The organism is Brevundimonas sp. A19_0 (assembly GCF_017744255.1).
Taxonomy (GTDB): Bacteria; Pseudomonadota; Alphaproteobacteria; order Caulobacterales; family Caulobacteraceae; genus Brevundimonas.
Genome location: NZ_JAGHQP010000028.1, coordinates 1 through 17,918, shown reverse-complemented (window position 1 = coordinate 17,918; position 17,918 = coordinate 1). Strand labels below are relative to the sequence as shown.

General features: G+C 67.9%; 14 protein-coding genes and 1 tRNA gene. 5 read left to right on the top strand and 10 right to left on the bottom strand.

Annotated elements, in window-relative coordinates:
- Positions 1-525 precede the first annotated feature (525 nt).
- The gene (phaZ, locus tag J7346_RS14445; protein WP_209120673.1) at positions 526-1,800 is read left to right on the top strand and encodes a polyhydroxyalkanoate depolymerase; all 1,275 of its coding nucleotides are present in this window, start codon (positions 526-528) and stop codon (positions 1,798-1,800) included.
- Complete coding sequence (locus J7346_RS14440; protein WP_209120672.1) at positions 1,772-2,491, top strand: SprT family zinc-dependent metalloprotease; 720 nt, start codon at positions 1,772-1,774, stop codon at positions 2,489-2,491. Before phaZ ends, J7346_RS14440 begins: the two co-directional genes overlap by 29 nt.
- Here the strand turns inward: J7346_RS14440 and J7346_RS14435 are convergent.
- Together J7346_RS14435 and J7346_RS14430 are read right to left on the bottom strand one after the other, a co-directional pair.
- On the bottom strand, positions 2,488-4,581 hold the full coding sequence (locus J7346_RS14435; RefSeq protein WP_209120671.1) for a PBP1A family penicillin-binding protein: 2,094 nt from the start codon (positions 4,579-4,581) through the stop codon (positions 2,488-2,490). The genes J7346_RS14440 and J7346_RS14435 overlap by 4 nt on opposite strands.
- 129 nt (positions 4,582-4,710) lie before the next feature.
- Positions 4,711-5,634: an alpha/beta hydrolase gene (locus J7346_RS14430; RefSeq protein ID WP_209120670.1), complete on the bottom strand. Its 924-nt coding sequence runs from the start codon at positions 5,632-5,634 to the stop codon at positions 4,711-4,713.
- Positions 5,635-5,757: 123 nt separating this feature from the next.
- Here J7346_RS14430 and J7346_RS14425 point away from each other — a divergent pair, with 123 nt between their 5' ends.
- Positions 5,758-6,873: an aromatic ring-hydroxylating dioxygenase subunit alpha gene (locus J7346_RS14425; RefSeq protein ID WP_209120669.1), complete on the top strand. Its 1,116-nt coding sequence runs from the start codon at positions 5,758-5,760 to the stop codon at positions 6,871-6,873.
- Positions 6,874-6,931: 58 nt separating this feature from the next.
- On the opposite strand, the gene J7346_RS14420 is transcribed toward J7346_RS14425, so the two are convergent.
- The 3 genes from J7346_RS14420 to J7346_RS14410 form a co-directional block, all read right to left on the bottom strand.
- On the bottom strand, positions 6,932-7,267 hold the full coding sequence (locus J7346_RS14420; RefSeq protein ID WP_209120668.1) for a hypothetical protein: 336 nt from the start codon (positions 7,265-7,267) through the stop codon (positions 6,932-6,934).
- A gap of 116 nt (positions 7,268-7,383) precedes the next feature.
- Entirely contained in the window at positions 7,384-8,040 is a 657-nt protein-coding gene (locus J7346_RS14415) for a TetR/AcrR family transcriptional regulator (protein ID WP_209120667.1), read from the bottom strand.
- 127 nt (positions 8,041-8,167) lie between these two features.
- Complete coding sequence (locus J7346_RS14410; protein ID WP_209120666.1) at positions 8,168-10,054, bottom strand: cation:proton antiporter; 1,887 nt, start codon at positions 10,052-10,054, stop codon at positions 8,168-8,170.
- Between the two features lie 166 nt (positions 10,055-10,220).
- Between J7346_RS14410 and J7346_RS14405 the strand changes: the two genes are divergently transcribed.
- Positions 10,221-12,368, top strand: a complete 2,148-nt coding sequence (locus J7346_RS14405) for a M13-type metalloendopeptidase (protein WP_209120665.1) — start codon at positions 10,221-10,223, stop codon at positions 12,366-12,368.
- A 324-nt stretch (positions 12,369-12,692) separates the two neighbouring features.
- On the opposite strand, the gene hisS is transcribed toward J7346_RS14405, so the two are convergent.
- From hisS to J7346_RS14380, 5 genes are all read right to left on the bottom strand, one after another.
- Positions 12,693-14,210 (bottom strand): histidine--tRNA ligase, encoded by a 1,518-nt coding sequence (gene hisS / locus J7346_RS14400; protein ID WP_209120664.1) that lies wholly within the window; start codon positions 14,208-14,210, stop codon positions 12,693-12,695.
- 47 nt (positions 14,211-14,257) lie between these two features.
- Entirely contained in the window at positions 14,258-15,505 is a 1,248-nt protein-coding gene (locus J7346_RS14395; RefSeq protein WP_209120663.1) for a DUF418 domain-containing protein, read from the bottom strand.
- A 90-nt stretch (positions 15,506-15,595) separates the two neighbouring features.
- Positions 15,596-16,165, bottom strand: a complete 570-nt coding sequence (locus tag J7346_RS14390) for a phthalate transporter (protein ID WP_209120662.1) — start codon at positions 16,163-16,165, stop codon at positions 15,596-15,598.
- Positions 16,162-17,040, bottom strand: coding sequence for a 3-hydroxybutyryl-CoA dehydrogenase (locus J7346_RS14385; RefSeq protein ID WP_209120661.1), 879 nt, complete (start codon positions 17,038-17,040; stop codon positions 16,162-16,164). The genes J7346_RS14390 and J7346_RS14385 overlap by 4 nt, the downstream gene beginning before the upstream one ends.
- A 95-nt stretch (positions 17,041-17,135) precedes the next feature.
- On the bottom strand, positions 17,136-17,459 hold the full coding sequence (locus tag J7346_RS14380) for a YggT family protein (RefSeq protein WP_209120660.1): 324 nt from the start codon (positions 17,457-17,459) through the stop codon (positions 17,136-17,138).
- 151 nt (positions 17,460-17,610) lie between these two features.
- On the opposite strand from J7346_RS14380, the gene J7346_RS14375 reads away from it, so the two are divergent.
- Positions 17,611-17,686 (top strand) — tRNA-Ala (locus J7346_RS14375).
- Positions 17,687-17,918: the final 232 nt, after the last annotated feature.

Below are 17,918 nucleotides of genomic sequence, written 5' to 3'. Positions count from 1 at the left end.
CGCCCCGACTTCCTCGCCCCACCCCGGGCCTGTGCGACTCTTCCCCCGTCCCGTCGCACGGAGGGCTCGTAAGGCCTGCGACCTTGTGAGCGGCGGGAGCGATGGAGCGGGATCAGGCCTTGGGGCCTGAGCACCTCCGATCTCCGCCTCCGGGTGCGGGATCGGGGTAAGGGTCGAGGGGGATACTCGGCCGTTCCGGGACGGGGCGCAGGCCCCGCCCGCCCGTCGGAGGCGCTGCGGTAAGGCGATAACACCGCCACCCGACGCAAGCTTCCGGAAAACCACCGCGCGGAGCGTCAGACTTCGTCGAAACGGTATTTATTCAATGTCTCCGGGCGAAGGCCCGGCGCTCCGCCTGCCCTCCAACCCGCCGCTCCTGCGGACGGGCGCCCTGGCATGCCCGCTCCCCTCACGGGTGTTTGAACGCCCGGGAACCTCTGCGTCCGATAATCCTTTTGCAGTGCCTTGCGAACTATGCTGCGCTGCACACTCCGGCCGGCCGCACGCCGCCATTCGAAGAGACGCATGCTCTATTCCCTGCACGAATTCTCCTACTATTCGGCCGCCCCCTTCCGTCTGGGGGCCCAGCTGGCCCGATCCTTCTGGTCCTCCCCCTTCAATCCGGCTGCCGACACCGCCATCGGGCGCACGGCCTATGCCGCCGCCGAGGTGTTCGAGGGGCTGACCCGCCGCTATGGCAAGCCGGCCTGGAACCTCGATGTGGTGACGGCCGAGGGGCATACGATCCGCACCACGGAACAGACCATCTGGACCTCGCCCTGGTGCCGCCTGATCCGCTTTCAGCGCAACCTCGGCGATCTGCAGCGCGCGGGCAAGCCCGCGGACGGACCCGCCGTGCTGATCGTGGCGCCGCTGTCCGGCCACTATGCGACCCTGCTGCGCGGCACGGTCGAGGGCTTCCTGCAGGACCACGACGTCTATGTCACCGACTGGGTCAACGCTCGTCAGGTGCCCATGCTTGAGGGCCGGTTCGACTTTCATGACTACATCGACCACATCCGCGACATGCTGGCCGCCATCGGCCCCGGCGTCCATGTGGTCGGCGTGTGCCAGCCGGGACCGCCCGTGCTGGCCGCCTGCGCCCTGATGGCCGAGGACAAGGATCCGCACCGGCCGCTCAGCATGACCTATATGGGCTCGCCCATCGACGCGCGCCTGTCGCCGACCGTGACCAACCGTCTGGCCGAGGCCCGGCCCTTCGCCTGGTTCCGGTCGAACATGATCCACACCGTGCCCCTGCCCTATCCGGGGGCCGGGCGGCGCGTCTATCCGGGCTTTGTGCAGCTCTACAGCTTCATGTCGATGAACGAGGATCGCCACCGCGACGCCCAGCACGAGTATTTCCAGAATCTGGTCGCGGGCGACGGCGACGGCGTCCAGAAGCACGAGGAATTCTACGACGAATATCTCTCGGTGCTGGACCTGACCGAGGAATTCTATCTCCAGACCATCGACATCGTCTTCCAGCAGCACCTGCTGGCGAAGAACGAACTGGAGCATCGCGGGCACAAGGTCGATCTGACGAAGATCACCGACATCGGCCTGATGACGGTCGAGGGGGAAAAGGACGACATCTCCGGTGTCGGCCAGACCCAGGCCGCCCATGGCCTGTGCCCCAATATCCCGGACGACCGGCGCGAGCTGTATGTCCACCCCGAGGTCGGCCACTATGGCGTCTTCAACGGGCGCCGCTTCCGGGACGACATCTATCCCCGCGTGCGCGATTTCATCGCCCGGAACGAGGCCGCCCGTGGCGTATCGCGACGGGCAGCGGCTTAGCCTCGACGCGGACGGCGCGCCGCTGCGGCTGTCGGTCAACCGGCGGGCCCGGCGGGTCTCGATCCGCATCGACGCCCGCGCGGGCGAGGCCGTACTGGTCGCCCCCAGCGAGCGCCGGCTGGCCGATGCCGTGGCCTTTGCCCGCACCCGCGCCGACTGGATCCGGGACCGGCTGGCCGATCGCCCGGAAACCATCGGCCTCGCTCCAGGACAGGTGCTGAGCCTTGAGGGGCGCCCCGTCACCCTGGCCGTCCTGCCGGGCGCCGGCGCGGCCCGGCTGCGTCCCGGTGCTGACGGCGGCGAGGAACTGGCGGCGGGCGGCGAGGGCGCGGCCTGGAGCCGGCGTATCCTCAACTTCCTCAAACGGCGCGCCCGCGAGGCCCTGGTCGCCCGGACCGAGGTTCACTGCCGTGCCCTGGGACTGCCGTTGCCGAAGGTCTCGATCAACGACCCCCGCTCGCGCTGGGGCTCCTGCACCCCCGGCCGGGGCACGATCCGCTATTCCTGGCGGGTGATCCTCGCCCCTCCGGCCGTGCTCGACTATCTGGCCGCACACGAGGTGGCCCATCTGGTCCATGCCGACCACAGCCCGCGCTTCTGGGCGGTGGTGGCGCAGAGGATCGGCGATCCGGCCCCGCACCGCGCCTGGCTGAAGCAGCACGGCGCGGCGCTGCACGCCCTCACCGTCTAGAAGAACAGCGGATCCGCCTTCTTCTCGGGCGGCGGGGCCGGCTCGGGCCGCTGGTCTTCGGGATCGCGCCGCTCGGGCTGGGGCGTGGTCGGGCGGATGACCGGCTGGTCGGGGGATGGCCGCTCGGGCTCGCGCCGTTCGGGCGTCGGCTCGATGCCGCGCTCGATCTCGTCGGCATAGGGGTCCTCCATCGAGCCGATCAGCTCGCCGACCGCGTCCGGCGGCTGCCAGCCTTCGGGCAGGGGCGGGCCGTCGGGAATGCGCGGGGCGTCCAGCCGGGGCAGGGCCGCCGTCATGAAGGCCCGCCAGATGGCCGCCGGGGCCTGTCCGCCGGTCACGCCGCGCATGGCGCTGTTGTCGTCCTTGCCGACCCAGACGGCGGTGACGAAACCGCCGGTGTAGCCGACGAACCAGGCGTCCTTGTAGTCCGAGGTCGTGCCCGTCTTGCCCGCCAGGTCCCGGCCGGAGATCGCCACCGACCGGGCCGTGCCCGACGAGATCACGCCGCGCAGCATGTCGTTCATGTACAACAGCGGCGGGTTGGCGATGGCCTGGATCGGCCGGCTCTCGCGGGCCGACCGCTGATAGATCACCCGGCCCTCGCGGGTGCGGATGCGGCTGATACCATAGGCCGTGACGCGCTTGCCGCCGTTGGCGAAGGCGTCATAGGCCTGGGCCATCTCGACGGGCGACACCTCGACGGCGCCCAGCGCCATGGCGGGCTCCAGCCCGATCCGGCTGGTGATGCCCAGCCGCCGCGCCGTGCGGGCCACATTGTCCCGGCCCAGGCTGTCGGCCAGCGACACCGCCACGGTGTTGGTCGACTGGGCCACCGCGTTCGACAGGGTCGTCCGCCCGATAAACCGGCCGGAATAGTTGCGCGGCTCCCACGAGCCAATACGGATCGGTTCGTCGATCACCGGGGTCTGGGGCGTGTAGCCGGCCTCGACGGCGGTCAGATAGACGAAGGGCTTGAAGGCCGAGCCTGCCTGACGGCGCGCATCCACGGCCCGGTTGAACTGGCTGTCGGCATAGGAGGCGCCGCCGATCATGGCCCGCACCCGTCCGTCGCCGTCGAGCGCCACGAGCGCCGCCTGTTCGACCCCGCGCGAGGAATTGTCCTTCAGCACCTTGCTCACGGCCCGCTCGGCTGCGGTCTGCAGGGTCAGGTCGAGGGTGGTCTCGACGATCAGGTCCTCGGTCGGTTCACCGACCAGTCCGCGGATCTCCTTGTCGAGCCAGTCGACGAAATACTGGGCGTGCTGGGTGGCCAGGGTCCGCGACACCCGCACCGGCTCCAGAACGGCGGCGGCGCGCTGTTCGGCGGTGATGACGCCGCTCTCTTCCATCTCGTCGAGCACGACGGTGGCGCGGGCAGCGGCGCGCTCGCTCTCGGACACCGGAGAATAGCGCGACGGGGCCTTCAGCAGGCCGGCCAGAAGGGCGGCTTCCCCGACCGTCAGGTCCTTGGCCGATTTGTCGAAATAGCGCTGCGAGGCGGCCTCGATGCCATAGGCGCCGGCGCCGAAATAGACCCGGTTGAGATACAGGGCGAGGATTTCGTCCTTCGAGAATTTCATCTCCAGCCAGACGGCCAGCATCAGCTCCTGTCCCTTGCGGCGCAGGGTCTGGTCGGGTGTCAGGAACAGGTTCTTGGCCAGTTGCTGGGTGATGGTCGAGCCGCCCTGGACCACGCGGCCGGCGCGCATGTTCGAGACCATGGCGCGCACCATGCCGATGGGGTCGAAGCCGGGGTGCCAGCGGAACCGCTGGTCCTCGATGGCGATGAAGGCGGCCGGCACATAGTCGGGCAGGGCGTCGAGATCGGCGGGCGGGGCCTGCTGGCTGCCGCGCACGGCGATCAGCGCCCCGTTGCGATCCAGATAGGTGACGGACGGCTGGCGGTCGATGTCATAGAGAGAGGAGGTGTCCGGCAGTCCACGGGCGAACACGGCGAAGAAGACGACCAGAAAGATCAGGCCCCACACCCCGGCCACGACGCTCCAGTACAGGATGCGTTGCAGGAGGTTGCGCTGGCCCTGGCCACCCGGGCCCCGCTTCAGTCGATCCAGAAAGGCGTTACCCGCCATAGTCACCCTCTCGCCCAGCCAGAGCCCTGCGGCCTTTTAGCGCCGAAAGCGCTTAACGGAAATCACCCGGAGACCCGTGGTCCGGCACCATCCCGGCAATTTCCGTCGAAAGCGTGACGAAGACGACAATCAGTCGAGGAAGGCGTTGATCGCCTGGGCCAGCGCGTCCGGCTGGTCCAGCATGATGAAGTGGGCGCTGTCGTCGATCCGCTTCAGCTCCACGCCCTCCAGATTGGCATAGGAGGCCGCATAGATGGCGTCGGTGACCTCAGGGCTCATGCCCGGTCCGTTGAAGGTCACATAGATGACCTCGGTCGGCGCGGTGATGGCCGCCAGTTCCGGGCGCAGGTCGGTGACGATCAGTTCGCGCATGGCATGGCCGGCCACGACCGGATCGCTGTTGATGCTGTCCTCGATCGGTCCGGCCCGCAGACTTTCGGTCTGGACCATGCCGGTGATGCTGGCCGTGGACGAGGCGCGCCATTGTTCGGGCGTCGAGTTGACCATGCCGGTCGCGATCTGGTCGGCGATCGGGGCCACGCTTTCGGGGGTGGCATTGGCGCCGCCGAACACATTGCCCATGAATGGGATCATGTCGATCACCACCAGCCGGTCGACCAGATCCGGATGGCGGGCCGCCAGCATCATGGCAATGGTGCCGCCCATGGAGTGGCCGATGACCACGACATCCTCCAGGCCCTGCTCCTCGATATAGCGGGCGATGTCCTCGGCGACGGGGGCCGAGACCGGGCCTTCGGCATTGTCCCTGGCCGGCGCCCCTGCAAAGCCTTGGACGTGCAGGATGTGCACGCGCCAGTCGCCCTCCAGCCGCTCGACCAGCGGCTCCCAGACCTCGGGCGAGGACGTCAGGCCGGGGATCAGGATGATGTCGCGCCCCTCGCCCTCGACCCGCACATGAAATCGGCCCGAGTCAAAATCGGCGTGGACGTGGCCATGTCCGTCGGCCGGGTGGCCTGCGCCCGGCGCGGTCTGGGCGCAGGCCGCGGTCGACGTCAGGGCAAGGGCGGCGAGGGCGAGGGCGAAGCGTTTCATGACGGCCGGTATCCTGTGATCGAGGGCCGCTTTGTAAAACAAAGTAACAGCCGCAGGCAATCCCCGGCGATGGATTCGGCCGGAGGCTGGCATCGGAAAGGGAGTGGTCCTAACACTGCGGTCATGACGGCAGTTGAGACCCCCATCCCCGGCGAAACCCGCAACCGGCCCGCCCCCATGCCTTTCGGCAAGGGCTTCCTGAAGGACTGCTGGTACTTCGTCGAAGTGGCCGAGGCGCTGAAACCCGGTCGCCAGGCGCGCTATATGCTGCAGGACGAGCCGGTCCTGCTGGGCCGGACCCGGTCGGGTCAGGTCTATGCCCTGCGCGACATCTGCCCGCACCGCGCCGCCCCCCTGTCGGCCGGCCGGCAGGTGGAGCACGCCGGCGAGGGGGAGACGATCGAGTGCCCCTATCACGGCTGGCGGTTCCGCACCGACGGCCAGTGCGCGGCCATCCCGTCCCTGACCGACGACTCCGATTTCGAGGTCGATCGCATCCGCGTGCGCGCCTATCCGGTACGCGAGAGCCAGGGGATGGTGTTCGTGTGGATGCCGTCCGATCCCCGCCGTCCGGCCGAGCCCGATCAGGCCCCGCCGCTGTTCCCGGGCGCCGAGGGCCCTGCGCCGCGCCTCGTCGAGGCCATGGTGTTCGACAGCCACATCGATCATGCGGTGGTCGGGCTGATGGATCCGGCGCACGGCCCCTATGTCCACCAGCAGTGGTGGTGGCGCTCGCAGCATTCCATGCACGACAAGCAAAAGGCGTTCGAGCCGCGCGATCAGGGCTTTGCCATGGTCCGCCACCGCCCCTCGTCGAACAGCCGGGCCTACAAGCTGCTGGGCGGGGCGCCCGCCACCGAGATCACCTTCCGCCTGCCCGGCTATCGCTGGGAGCATATCGAGGTCGGCGAGAAACAGGTGCTGGGCCTGACCTGCCTGACGCCCGAGACCGCCAACCGCACCCGCATCACCCAGATGTTCTGGTCGGACCATTGGATCTTCGCCCTGGCCCGCCCGATCCTGCGACAGGGTGTGCGCGCCTTCCTCAAGCAGGACGGCGACATGGTGAACCTGCAGAACATGGGGCTCGACTTCGACCCGGCCATGCTGTGGATCGACGACGCCGATCGTCAGGCCAAATGGTACCAGCAGCTGAAACGCGAGTGGGCCAACAGCTGCGCCGAGGCCCGCCCGTTCGTCAATCCGGTCAAGCCGGAAACGCTGAGGTGGAAGAGCTGAGGCGCCAGAGGCGCGCGAGGGGGGCCGACCCCGAACGGTCCGGCAACATCTGGTCGATTCAATCGTCGCGCAGACGGACGGTGAACTCGATACGGGTTCCCGCCGGGGCCGCAATGCGAGCGGCCTGACGTCCTGACTTGGTCACCGAGGCCAACGCGATCTCACCCAGGCCCTGGCCCTCGGGCTGCTCGCTGACGACGCGGCAGTTCACCAGCTCTCCCAGATCTCCGACGGCGCAGTTCAATGTGACGGTGCCATCCTCTGACGTGGGCGCGAAGCCGCGGCCATAGATGGGGGAGCCATCAGGCGCCGTTCCCATGAGGGTGGAGTCGTCAGCGCAACCGCTGACGGCAAGGGCCAGCCCTGATACCAGGGCGAGGGATCGAACTTTCATGCACGCCTCCACAGCAGGGACGCTAGGTCAGTGCGTTCGCGAACTCAACGACCCACCCAGCGAAAAGGCCGCGACGGGAATCGCGGCCTTTCAACGAACTCAGGGGAATGCCGCGCCTATCGGCTGAGCTGACCCGCGAGGATCATGTCGACCTGGTTGCCCAGATGCGACTTCAACTGCTCGACGGTCCAGCCGTCGTAGGCCGCGCGGCGATAGTTGGCGAGGTAGGCGATCCAGACCAGCTCGCTGACGAGGGCGGCGTCGGTGCCGGCCTTCAGTTCACCGGCCTTGACGGCTGCGGCAACCACATCTTCGATCTGGCTGGTCACCGGGGCGAGGACCTCGCGGCCCTTGCGGGCGTCCTCCAGCGGCTGGTGCCAGGCGCGGGCAACCACGGCCTGAACCAGCGGCAGCTGGTCCAGCGTGGCCTCATAGCCGGCCGTCAGACCACCCAGCAGGCGCGACGTCACGTCGGAACCGCTCTTGATGCCACCCGCCAGCGCCAGGGTCAGGGCGTCGATGTCCTCGGCCAGAACCGTGTCGAACAGTTCAGCCTTGTCCTGGAAGTTGGCGAACACCGCGCCGGTCGACATGCCGGCTTCGCGGGCGATGTCGCGGATAGTGGCGGCGTCATAGCCGCGCTGGGCGAACAGGCGACGCGAGGCCTCGATCACCTTGCCGCGGGTGCGCTGTTTGGCGACCTGGCGACGATTGAGCGGGCGCGACCCGGCTTCGGAGTTGGCCGGGGTCGGGTTCACAACGGTATCACGCATACAGGGGCTACTCTGAATAACAGGCATGAACAGCCGGGTCGGAAAGGCGAGGGCCGCGGTCGTTCATCGCCGGGGAGGGCGGAAACGCCGCTTTCTCACCGAACAATGACCAAAATGCGAACGAAACCTAATCCGTCCCGTTCGAAGATGTCGCAGGCGGAGGGGCGGCGTCAGGCGCGGACAGTCCACGCCTCAGGGCCCGGTTGGGACGCGAGGTCGGGTTTGGCGCCCGGGTCTGGGCCTTCTGGAAGACGTCGCGGAAGCGGTCCCGCCGCTCGTGGATCGAGGCCAGCACCAGACCCATGGGCACGCCCAGATCGACCAGGGTGTTCTCGGCGAGCTGCAGGCTGGCTTCGGTGGTCTCGGGCACCGCATCGGTGACGCCGAGGCCGTAGAGGCGGACCGCGTGCCGGTCATCCCGCGCCCGGGCGATGATGATCAGGTCGTCCCGCAGCGAGCGCGCGGCCTCGACCACCTCATCCACCTTGCCCGGGGCGTCCATGGTCACGACCAGCGCACGGGCGGTGGCCACATTGCAGAGCTCGAGCATTTCGCGCCGGCCGGCGTCGCCATAGTGGACGTTCAGCCCTTCGCGGCGGGCACCCGCCACGATGCCGGGGTCGGTATCGAGCGCCACGAACGACTGTTTGTGCTCGGCCAGCATTTCGCCGACCAGACGGCCGACCCGGCCATAGCCGACCAGCAGCACCTGTCCGCCCGAGTCCGGCGGCTGCAGCGCGGCGGCGGGCAGGTCGACTTGGGTCTCGATGCGCCGCGTCGCCAGCTTCTGACCCAGCAGGCCGAGGAAGGGGATGGTGAACAGGCTGAGGGTGGCGGACAGCAGCACCGACTGGGTGATGCCGGGCGGGGCCACCCCCTCGACCATGCCGGCCGTCAGGATAACGAAGGCGAACTCCCCGGCCGGGCCCAGCACCAGCGCCGTCTCAAGCGCGGCCAGCGGCCCCAGCCCCCATCGGCGGGCGAGGGTGAAGATGACGCCGATCTTGGCCACGGTGATGGCGACGGCCAGCGCAATGACGCCCAGCGGATCGGCGACAATGGCATCGATGTCGAGGCCGCTGCCCACGCCGATGAAGAACACGCCAAGCAGCAGGCCCTTGAAGGGGTCGATCGAGATCTCGACCTCGCGCCGGAACTCGGTCTCGGCGAGCAGCACCCCCGCGACCAGGGCCCCCAGACTCATGGACAGGCCAACGGCCTGGGCGGCCAGACCCGCAGCCACTACCACCAGCAGGCTGGCGGCGACGAACATCTCCTGTCCCTGACCGCGCGCCCGCGCCCGGGCGACCGACTTGAACATGGGGCGCAGGACCAGCCGCCCCAGCAGGATCAGCCCCGCCAGACCGATGGCCGCCGGCGCCAGCGTCAGCAGGGCCGCGCCCAGCACCGCCGGATTCAGGTCCCCGCCGCTCTGCGCCAGCGTCGCCAGCACGGTCACAGTGATCAGGATGGGGGCGACCGCCATGTCCTGCGCCAGCAGGATCGAAAAGGTCGCGCGCCCGGCCGTGCCGTGCAGCCGCTTCCGTTCGGCCAGCACCGGCATGACGACGGCGGTCGAGGACAGGGCCAGCCCCATGCCCAGCACCATGGCGGAGACGAAGGTCTGTCCGGTGAGCATGAATCCGGCCGCGATCACCGCTGTGGCAAGGGCGATCTGGCTGAGCCCCAGGCCGAATACCAGCCGCCGCATGGACTTCAGCCGTTCCCACGACAGTTCCAGACCGATCATGAACAGCAGGAAGGCGACGCCCAGCTCCGACAGCTGGGCGATCTGGTCGCGATCATCGAGCGTCAGCCAGCCCAGCCACGCCAGCCAGGGCGCGTCATCGGCAAACCGGCCCAGTCCGTCGGGCCCCAGCAGCACACCGGCGGCCAGAAAGCCGAGCACCGGACTGATCTTGATCCGGTTGAACAGGGGCACGACCACACCGGCCGCTGCGAGGAAGACCAGCAGGTCCTTGTACTCGGACGCATCGCCGTGGGGAGGAGCCATCCGCCGTGCATACAGCAGCCCCCAGCCCTCGCGAAACCCACGGCGAAGCTGGACGGGCCGCCGATCATGAATTTTTTTTAAGGAGCATCCCTGCGAGGGGGCTCTAGGGTCCGGAACTGGAAATTTCCGGGCGCGGCCTTCCCGCGTCAATTCGAGAGGTTCGAGAATGAAACGCCTTCTGATCGGTGCCGCTGTCGGTGCCCTGATGCTGCCGGCGACGGCCACCTTCGCCCAGCAGATGCACACCTTCGACGACGGCCACCAGCACGAGTGTATGGACGAGGCCTGCACCGTCTTCTCCCTGTTCCCGAGCGTGGGCCAGGATCCGGCCGGTTCGGGCTGGAAGGGCACGGATGCGCCGCGCTACGGCACCTGGGGCTTCGACCTCGCCGCCCGCGACCTGAGCGTCGCGCCGGGCGATGATTTCTTCCGCTATGCCAACGGCCTGGCCTTTGATCAGATCGAGATCCCGGGCGACCGCACCTCGTACGGCTCGTTCGCCCTGCTGCGCGAACTCTCGGACAACCGCCTGAAGGTGATGATCGACACCCTGGTCGCCGATCCGTCGCTGGCCGCCGGCACGGACGAGCGCAAGATCGCCGACCTCTACCGCTCCTATATGGACACCGACCGGATCGAGGCGCTGGATGCCCAGCCGCTGCAGCCCTATCTGGCCGCGATCCGCGCGATCGACAGCCATGACGCCATGGCTGTCTATATGGGCGGCACCCAGGGCCGCTTCGGCAGCTCCTTCTTCGGCATCGGCATCGGCGACGACGCCAAGAACCCCGACCGCTACATCACCTATGCCAGCCAGTCGGGCCTCGGCCTGCCGAACCGCAGCTACTATCTGGACGAGCGCTACGCCGACAAGAAGGAGCTGTACCTCGCCTATGTCGAGCGTATGCTGACCATGATCGGCTGGGAGGATCCCGCTGAAACGGCGCAACAGATCGTCGATCTGGAGTCGCAGATCGCCGAGGCGCACTGGACCCCCGAGCAGAACCGCAACCGCGACGAGACCTACAACCCCTTCACCCCGGCCGAGCTGGCTTCGGCCGCGCCGGGCTTTGACTGGGCCGGCTATCTGAATGCGGCGGGTCTGGGCGGCATCGAGCGTCTGGTGGTCCGTCAGGACACGGCCCTGCCCAAGATCGCCCAGATCTTCGCCGATGCGCCGATGCCGGTGCTGCAGGCCTGGCAGGCGTTCCGCACCGTCGACGACATGGCCCCCTATCTGTCGCAACGCTTCTCGGATGCCCAGTGGGAGTTCCGCGGCCGCGACCTGTCGGGTCAGCCGGAACAACGCGCCCGCGACAAGCGCGCCGTCAGCTTCTCGGAAGGCGTGATGGGCGAGGCCTTCGGCCGTATCTATGTGGCCGAATACTTCCCCGCCGAATCCAAGGCGATGATGGAAGAGCTGGTCGCCAACCTGCGCGTGGCCCTGGCCGGCCGCATCCGCCAGCTGGACTGGATGGGTGAGGAGACCAAGGAGCAGGCGCTCTACAAGCTCGACAATTTCACCGTGAAGATCGGCTATCCGGACAAGTGGCGCGACTATTCCGCCATGGAGGTTCGCGCCGATGATCTGGTCGGCAATGTCGAGCGCGCCGGCGCCTTCCGCTGGCAGTACCAGCTGGGCCGCATGGACGGTCCGGTCGATCGCGACGAGTGGGGCATGACCCCGCAGACCGTGAACGCCTATTACAACTCGACCAAGAACGAGATCGTCTTCCCGGCCGCCATCCTGCAGCCGCCCTTCTTCGACCCGCACGCTGACCCGGCCGTCAACTATGGCGCCATCGGCGGCGTGATCGGTCACGAGATCGGCCACGGCTTCGACGACCAGGGCCGCAAGTCGGACGGCGACGGGGTGCTGCGCGACTGGTGGACGGCCGCCGACGCCGAGCGCTTCGAGGCCCGCGCCGAAATGCTGGGCGAGCAGTACGGCACCTATGAGCCGCTGCCCGGCTATCCGGTGCGTCCGGCCCTGACCATGGGTGAGAACATCGGTGACCTGGCCGGCATCACCCTGGGTCTGGCGGCCTATCAGCTGTCGCTGGACGGCGAGGAAGCCCCGATCCTGGACGGCACCACGGGTACCCAGCGGGTGTTCCTGGGCTGGGCCCAGGTGTGGAACAGCAAGTACCGCGATGAAGCCCTGAAGAACCAGGTGGCGACCGATCCGCACTCGCCCGCCCAGTTCCGGGTGATCGGGCCGGTGCGCAACCTCGACGCCTGGTACGAGGCCTTCAACGTCCAGCCGGGCGACAAATACTATCTGACCCCGGAAGAACGCGTCCGCCTCTGGTAGTCGCCATCGCAGACCGGAAGAGGGGGCTGCCCGCAGGGGCGGCCCCCTTTTTCATGGGCGCAGAGGGCCGCCTTCAAGGTGACCTGGCGCGCGTTGGGTTTCAGGCATGAAAAAAGCCCGCCGCGGGGGATACATCGCGGCGGGCTTCTTCTCGCTCGTCTAGGAGCGGACGTTTCCTCCCCGAAACGCCTACGAAGTTTGCGCGTCGCACCGCGTCGCGCGCTTCGAGTGGTTCATTCATACGATCCGGACCGGCCAAGTCAATCAAAGCCAAGGCGAAATCCGCCATTTTCTTGACTGATCGTCGATAAGTCAGCCTCCGGATCAGCCGCTTATTGACGATCCTTCGAGAATGGCCCGGATGGCGGCCACCATCTCGCTTCTCGGCAGGGTCTGCTGCCCCGGACGCGCCTGTTTCCATTCGGCATTGTCCGAGACCGCCTGCGACAGCCGGCGTCCGGCGTCGAGGTCCTTGAGGGTCACCTGTCCCGAGGCGATCTCGTCGCCGCCCAGCAGGACCGCCACGGGCGCGCCGCGACGGTCGGCATATTTCATCTGGGCCTTCATGCCTGCGCGGCCGAGATAGAGTTCGGCTGCGATGCCGGCGGCGCGCAGTTCGGCCACCGCGCCCAGATAGTGGGCCATGTCGGTGTCCGAGAAGGCGATCACCACGACCGGCCCGCGCACCTCGCCCGCCGGGTCCCGGCCGCTGGCGCGCAGGGCGGCGGCAAGGCGCGAGACACCAAAGGAAAAGCCCGTCGCCGGCACGCTCTGGCCCGTGAAACGCGCGACCAGATCATCATAGCGCCCGCCGCCCCCGATCGAGCCGAAGCGCACCGGCCGGCCCTTCTCGTCGGTGGTGGGCAGCAGCAGTTCGGCCTCGAACACCACGCCGGTGTAATACTCGAGCCCGCGGACCACGGTCGGGTCGAACCGGACGGCCGCCTCATCGACGCCCATCAGGCCCAGCGCCGTGTCGACGGCCTGCAGCTCCTTCAGGGCCTGATCTCCCTCCGCCCCCAGATCGCCGGCGCGGGCGATCGCGGACAGGGTGTCGGCCCGGCTGAGGGCGGCGTCGCCCGCCGACGCGAGGAAGCGCTCGATCGTGCCGATCAGCGGCCCGGGCAGCTGGGCCCCCTTTGTATAGTCACCCGACTCGTCCAGACGGCCCTCGCCCAGAAGGGCGGCGACGCCCTCCCAGCCGAGGCGGTCAAACTTGTCGATAGCCCGGAGCGCGGTCAGGCGCCGGGCCGGGTCGTCGATGCCGCCGGCCGTGAACAGGCCGTCGAACAGCTTGCGGTTCGAGACCTTGATCTGGGCCTGGTCGCGGTCCAGCCCCGCCGCCGTCAGCCCCTCGACCGCGAGGGCCAGGATTTCCGCATCCGCCTCGGGGCGGTCCGAGCCGACTGTATCGGCGTCGCACTGGATGAACTCACGGAACCGGCCGGGGCCCGGCTTTTCATTGCGCCAGACGGGCCCGAAGGCATAGCGCCGGAACGGTTTGGGCAGGGTCTCCCAGCTCTGGGCGGCATAGCGGGCGAGCGGCGCCGTCAGGTCGTAGCGCAGGGCCATCCACTGGTCGTCGTCGTCCTGCAGGGCGAACACACCCTCGTTCGGGCGGTCGGCGTCGGGCAGGAATTTGCCGAGGGCGTCGGCATACTCAAAGGCCGAGGTCTCGAGCGGCTCGAAGCCCCACCGCTCATAGACGGCCGAGACGCGCTCGACGATGCGGCGTTCGGCGATCAGGTCGGGTCCACGACGATCCTGAAATCCCCGAGGGCCCCGCGCTTCGGGACGGGCGGGTTCGGCGTTCGGGGCATCATCGGGCGTGTCGGTGCTCATGGGGGGCGATTACGCCATCGCCCCCCGTCCCGCAATGCGGCCGCCGGTCAGTCCCCGCCCTTCGACAGGCGCACCATCCGGCCATAGGTCAGGCAGCGCCAGAGCCACTCCAGCGGTCCCATGCGGAACATGGACAGCCACAGGGGCGACCACAGCAGCTGGGCCACCCAGATCACGCCCACGACCATCCACATCTGCGAGGTCGTATGCGTGCCGAACCACAACGGCCCCCAGGGCGCATAGTAGAGGGTCACCATGATCAGGGTCTGGGTCAGATAGTTGGTGAAGGCCATACGACCGACCGGCACGAACACGGCGGTCACGGCCTTCAGCCCGAACTTCGTCAGCAGGATGAGGGCGGTGACATAGAAGAGAGTGACCAGCGGCGCGGCGCCGGTCGAGGCGTGGGCCCAGCCGCCGGTCGGGTCGACCCCGTCCGGCGCCATGGCGGCCTGCCAGCCCCAGATCGCGGACAGCGCCAGATTGGTGCCCCCGACGACCAGAACGGTCAGATAGACCCACATCGGCGACTGGCCGGTCAGGTAGCCCGACTTGTAGAGGCCCAGACCGAGCATCATGAGGGGGACCGTCACGACGGTCATGATCGCCATCGGGAACAGGAACTTGATCCAGACCATAAAATTGGCGATCCACCCGGCCGGCCAGCCGGAACGGTAGGTATCGACAGTCGCCTGGATCTGATCCGGTTTCGCGGTCGGCATTCCCTCCGCCATCTTGCTCGCGAACTCGGGGGGTAGATTGGCCATCCCCCAGTACATCCCGATGGCGAGAAGGGCCCAGAGCAGGGTCACGCCTCCGCCGACCCAGAGCAGGCGCCGGGCCGACCAAGACCGGAACATCAGGAAGATGAAGCCGGAGACGGCATAAAGCAGCAGGATGTCACCGAACCACAGCATCGCCCCGTGCAGGGCGCCGATCAGGGCCAGCCAGCCCAGACGGCGCCGGAGCAGGGCGCCCCGGTCCAGATCGCTGCGCTCGCCGCCCACCAGAAAGACGGAGACCCCGAACAGAAGGGTGAACAGCGTCCGCATCTTGTCGGCAAAGAAGACGTCAATGACCCAGACGCCGATCGTGTCGGCATGGCTCGCATTGAGGGGGGGCGGCGCCTCGGCCATGGTCAGGGCGGCCGGCCAGGCAAAGGCGATGGCATTGACCGCCAGAATGCCCAGGATGGCCCACCCCCGCAGCATGTCGAGGTTGAAGATGCGGTCCTTGGGCGCGACGGGCCGAAGCTCGTCCAGGCCCGGCCCGCTGTGCAGATCTGCAGTGGTCATGGTGGTGCCCCCCGGCGTGAACCCGTCGCGACAGGTTCGCAGTCGCAGCGCGTTCGGAAAACTAAATTCCCTGTAATCTCGCGCGCAGCCTTAGCCGGCGTCGGATCCCATGACACCCAGCCGGTTCCGGACCGGCGCATTGCGGGGCATGAAGGCGAGGAAGGCGGCGCACAGACCCGCCCACAGGGCGTAGCTGATACCGACCAGGATCGCGAGCGGCACCCCGCCGACGCCGAAGATCAGCAGGGCGGTTTCGGCATAGCCCAGAGCCTGACCGATATCGGCCGAGCGGGCGGCGCCGATGCCCGACAGGACAAGGGCATTGAAGGCCTGCAGGGCCGCCGCCAGCAGCCCTCCGTAGAACATGAAGCGCCACACGATCCCCAGCCGGGTCGCGGGGCGTCCGGTGCGCTCGCGCTCCTTGGCCAGCAGCCACAGACAGGCCGGCACGGCCACCACTCCCACGGCCAGCACCAGAATGCGCCAGTCCGTATTGAGACCGTCGATCCAGGTCTGGGGCGGCCATTTGATGAAGGTCAGGATCAGTGGCGGCCAGGCGATGCCGAGCACGGCTGCCAGCGCGATCCAGCCCCCGGAGGGGCGCCAGGTCACCTGGCGCTGGCCGGGCAGATCCTCGGGGCGTTCGAAGCGGGTCTTCATCGGGTCGGCACCGGGGTCTCGCCGGAGTAGTCGTAGAAGCCGCGCCCGGACTTGCGGCCCAGCCAGCCGGCCTCGACGTATTTCACCAGCAGCGGGCAGGGACGGTATTTGCTGTCGGCCAGCCCGTCGTACAGCACATTCATGATGGCCAGAACGACGTCCAGACCCATGAAGTCGGCGAGTTCCAACGGGCCCATCGGGTGATTGGCCCCCAGTTTGAGCGCCTTGTCGATCGAGGCCACGCCGCCCACGCCCTCGTACAGGGTGTAGATCGCCTCATTGATCATCGGCACCAGAATGCGGTTCACGATGAAGGCCGGGAAGTCCTCGGCATTGGTCGTCGTCTTGCCCAGCGATTCGGCGAAGGCGACCGCCGCTTCATAGGTGCCGGCCGAAGTGGCGATGCCCCGGATGATCTCGACCAGACGCATCGCCGGGGCCGGCTTCATGAAGTGCAGGCCGATGAAGCGATCGGGGCGGTCAGTGGCCGAGGCCAGCCGCGTGATCGAGATGGACGAGGTGTTGGACGCAACAAGCGTCTCCGCTCCCAGATGGGGCGTCAGCGACTTGAGGATCTCGGTCTTGACCGCCTCGTCCTCGACCGCAGCCTCGATCACCAGATCTGCACGCCCCGCCGCCTCCAGGTCCGGGGCGTCGGTGATGCGTCCCAGGACAGCCTGGGCCTCGTCGGCCGACAGGTCGTCGCGTTCGACGCGGCGGGCCAGGCTTTCGGCAATCACCCCATGCGCCAGCGGCAGGCGTGCGGGGTCCACGTCATACAGGCTGACCGCATAGCCCCCGAGGGCCACCGCCTGGGCAATGCCCGATCCCATCTGTCCCGCGCCGATGATGGCGACCGTCCTGATCGTGGTCATGACCTTCGAAATTCGTGGGCGCCGGGGCGCCGGGGGAGGGGCACCTTAGGCGTTCGGGGCGCCGCAAGGAAGCACCCCCGCGTGTCCCCGATGCATCAGAATCCGCCCAGCAACTGATAGAGGGCCGTGCAGCTGGCCGGCAGGAGGTAGCTGCGGATGCCGGAAATGATCAGAAGGGCGATGATGGGGGTGATGTCGATCCCGCCCAGCGACGGGATGATGCTCCGCAACGGGGCCAGGATCGGGGCCGTGATGCTGTCCAGGAAGTGGGCCAGCTGGGCCACGAACCGGTTGCGATAGTTGATCACATCGAAGGCGAACAGCCAGCTCATCACTGCCGAAACGATGATCGCCAGCCACAGGAGCATGAAGACGGAGTCGACCAGAAAGCAGATGAAGCCGGCGATGGCGGTGCCCATGTCGATCCTTTTTGGCAATGACGGGGTATCGGTTGACCGCTTCTAGCCTGAGCCGGTCGCGGCGTCCAAGGGCGAGCTGACGCACGATGCCATTGACACCACAAGCCCTGCCCGCCTATGTCCCGCGCTCGCCTGTGCCCGAGCATGGATCGGGGCCGTAGCTCAGTTGGTAGAGCGCGTCGTTCGCAATGACGAGGTCAGGGGTTCGACTCCCCTCGGCTCCACCAAATCCTTGTTCCACAAGGGTTTGGACAGGATCAGGCGAGAATTCTGACACCACGCTGCTACACACGGTTTCCAAGAGACCGTCGAAAAAGCGTGCCCCTACAGTCAGTTCACTGTCCCGAGGCTGTAGCACCACCTCGTCGCACATACCGTCCCAACGGCCCCTTCAACCGTCTCCACGGTCACCCGATGGTCGGCCTCGCCAATCGTCCGGCCTGATCGTCAGGGGATCGA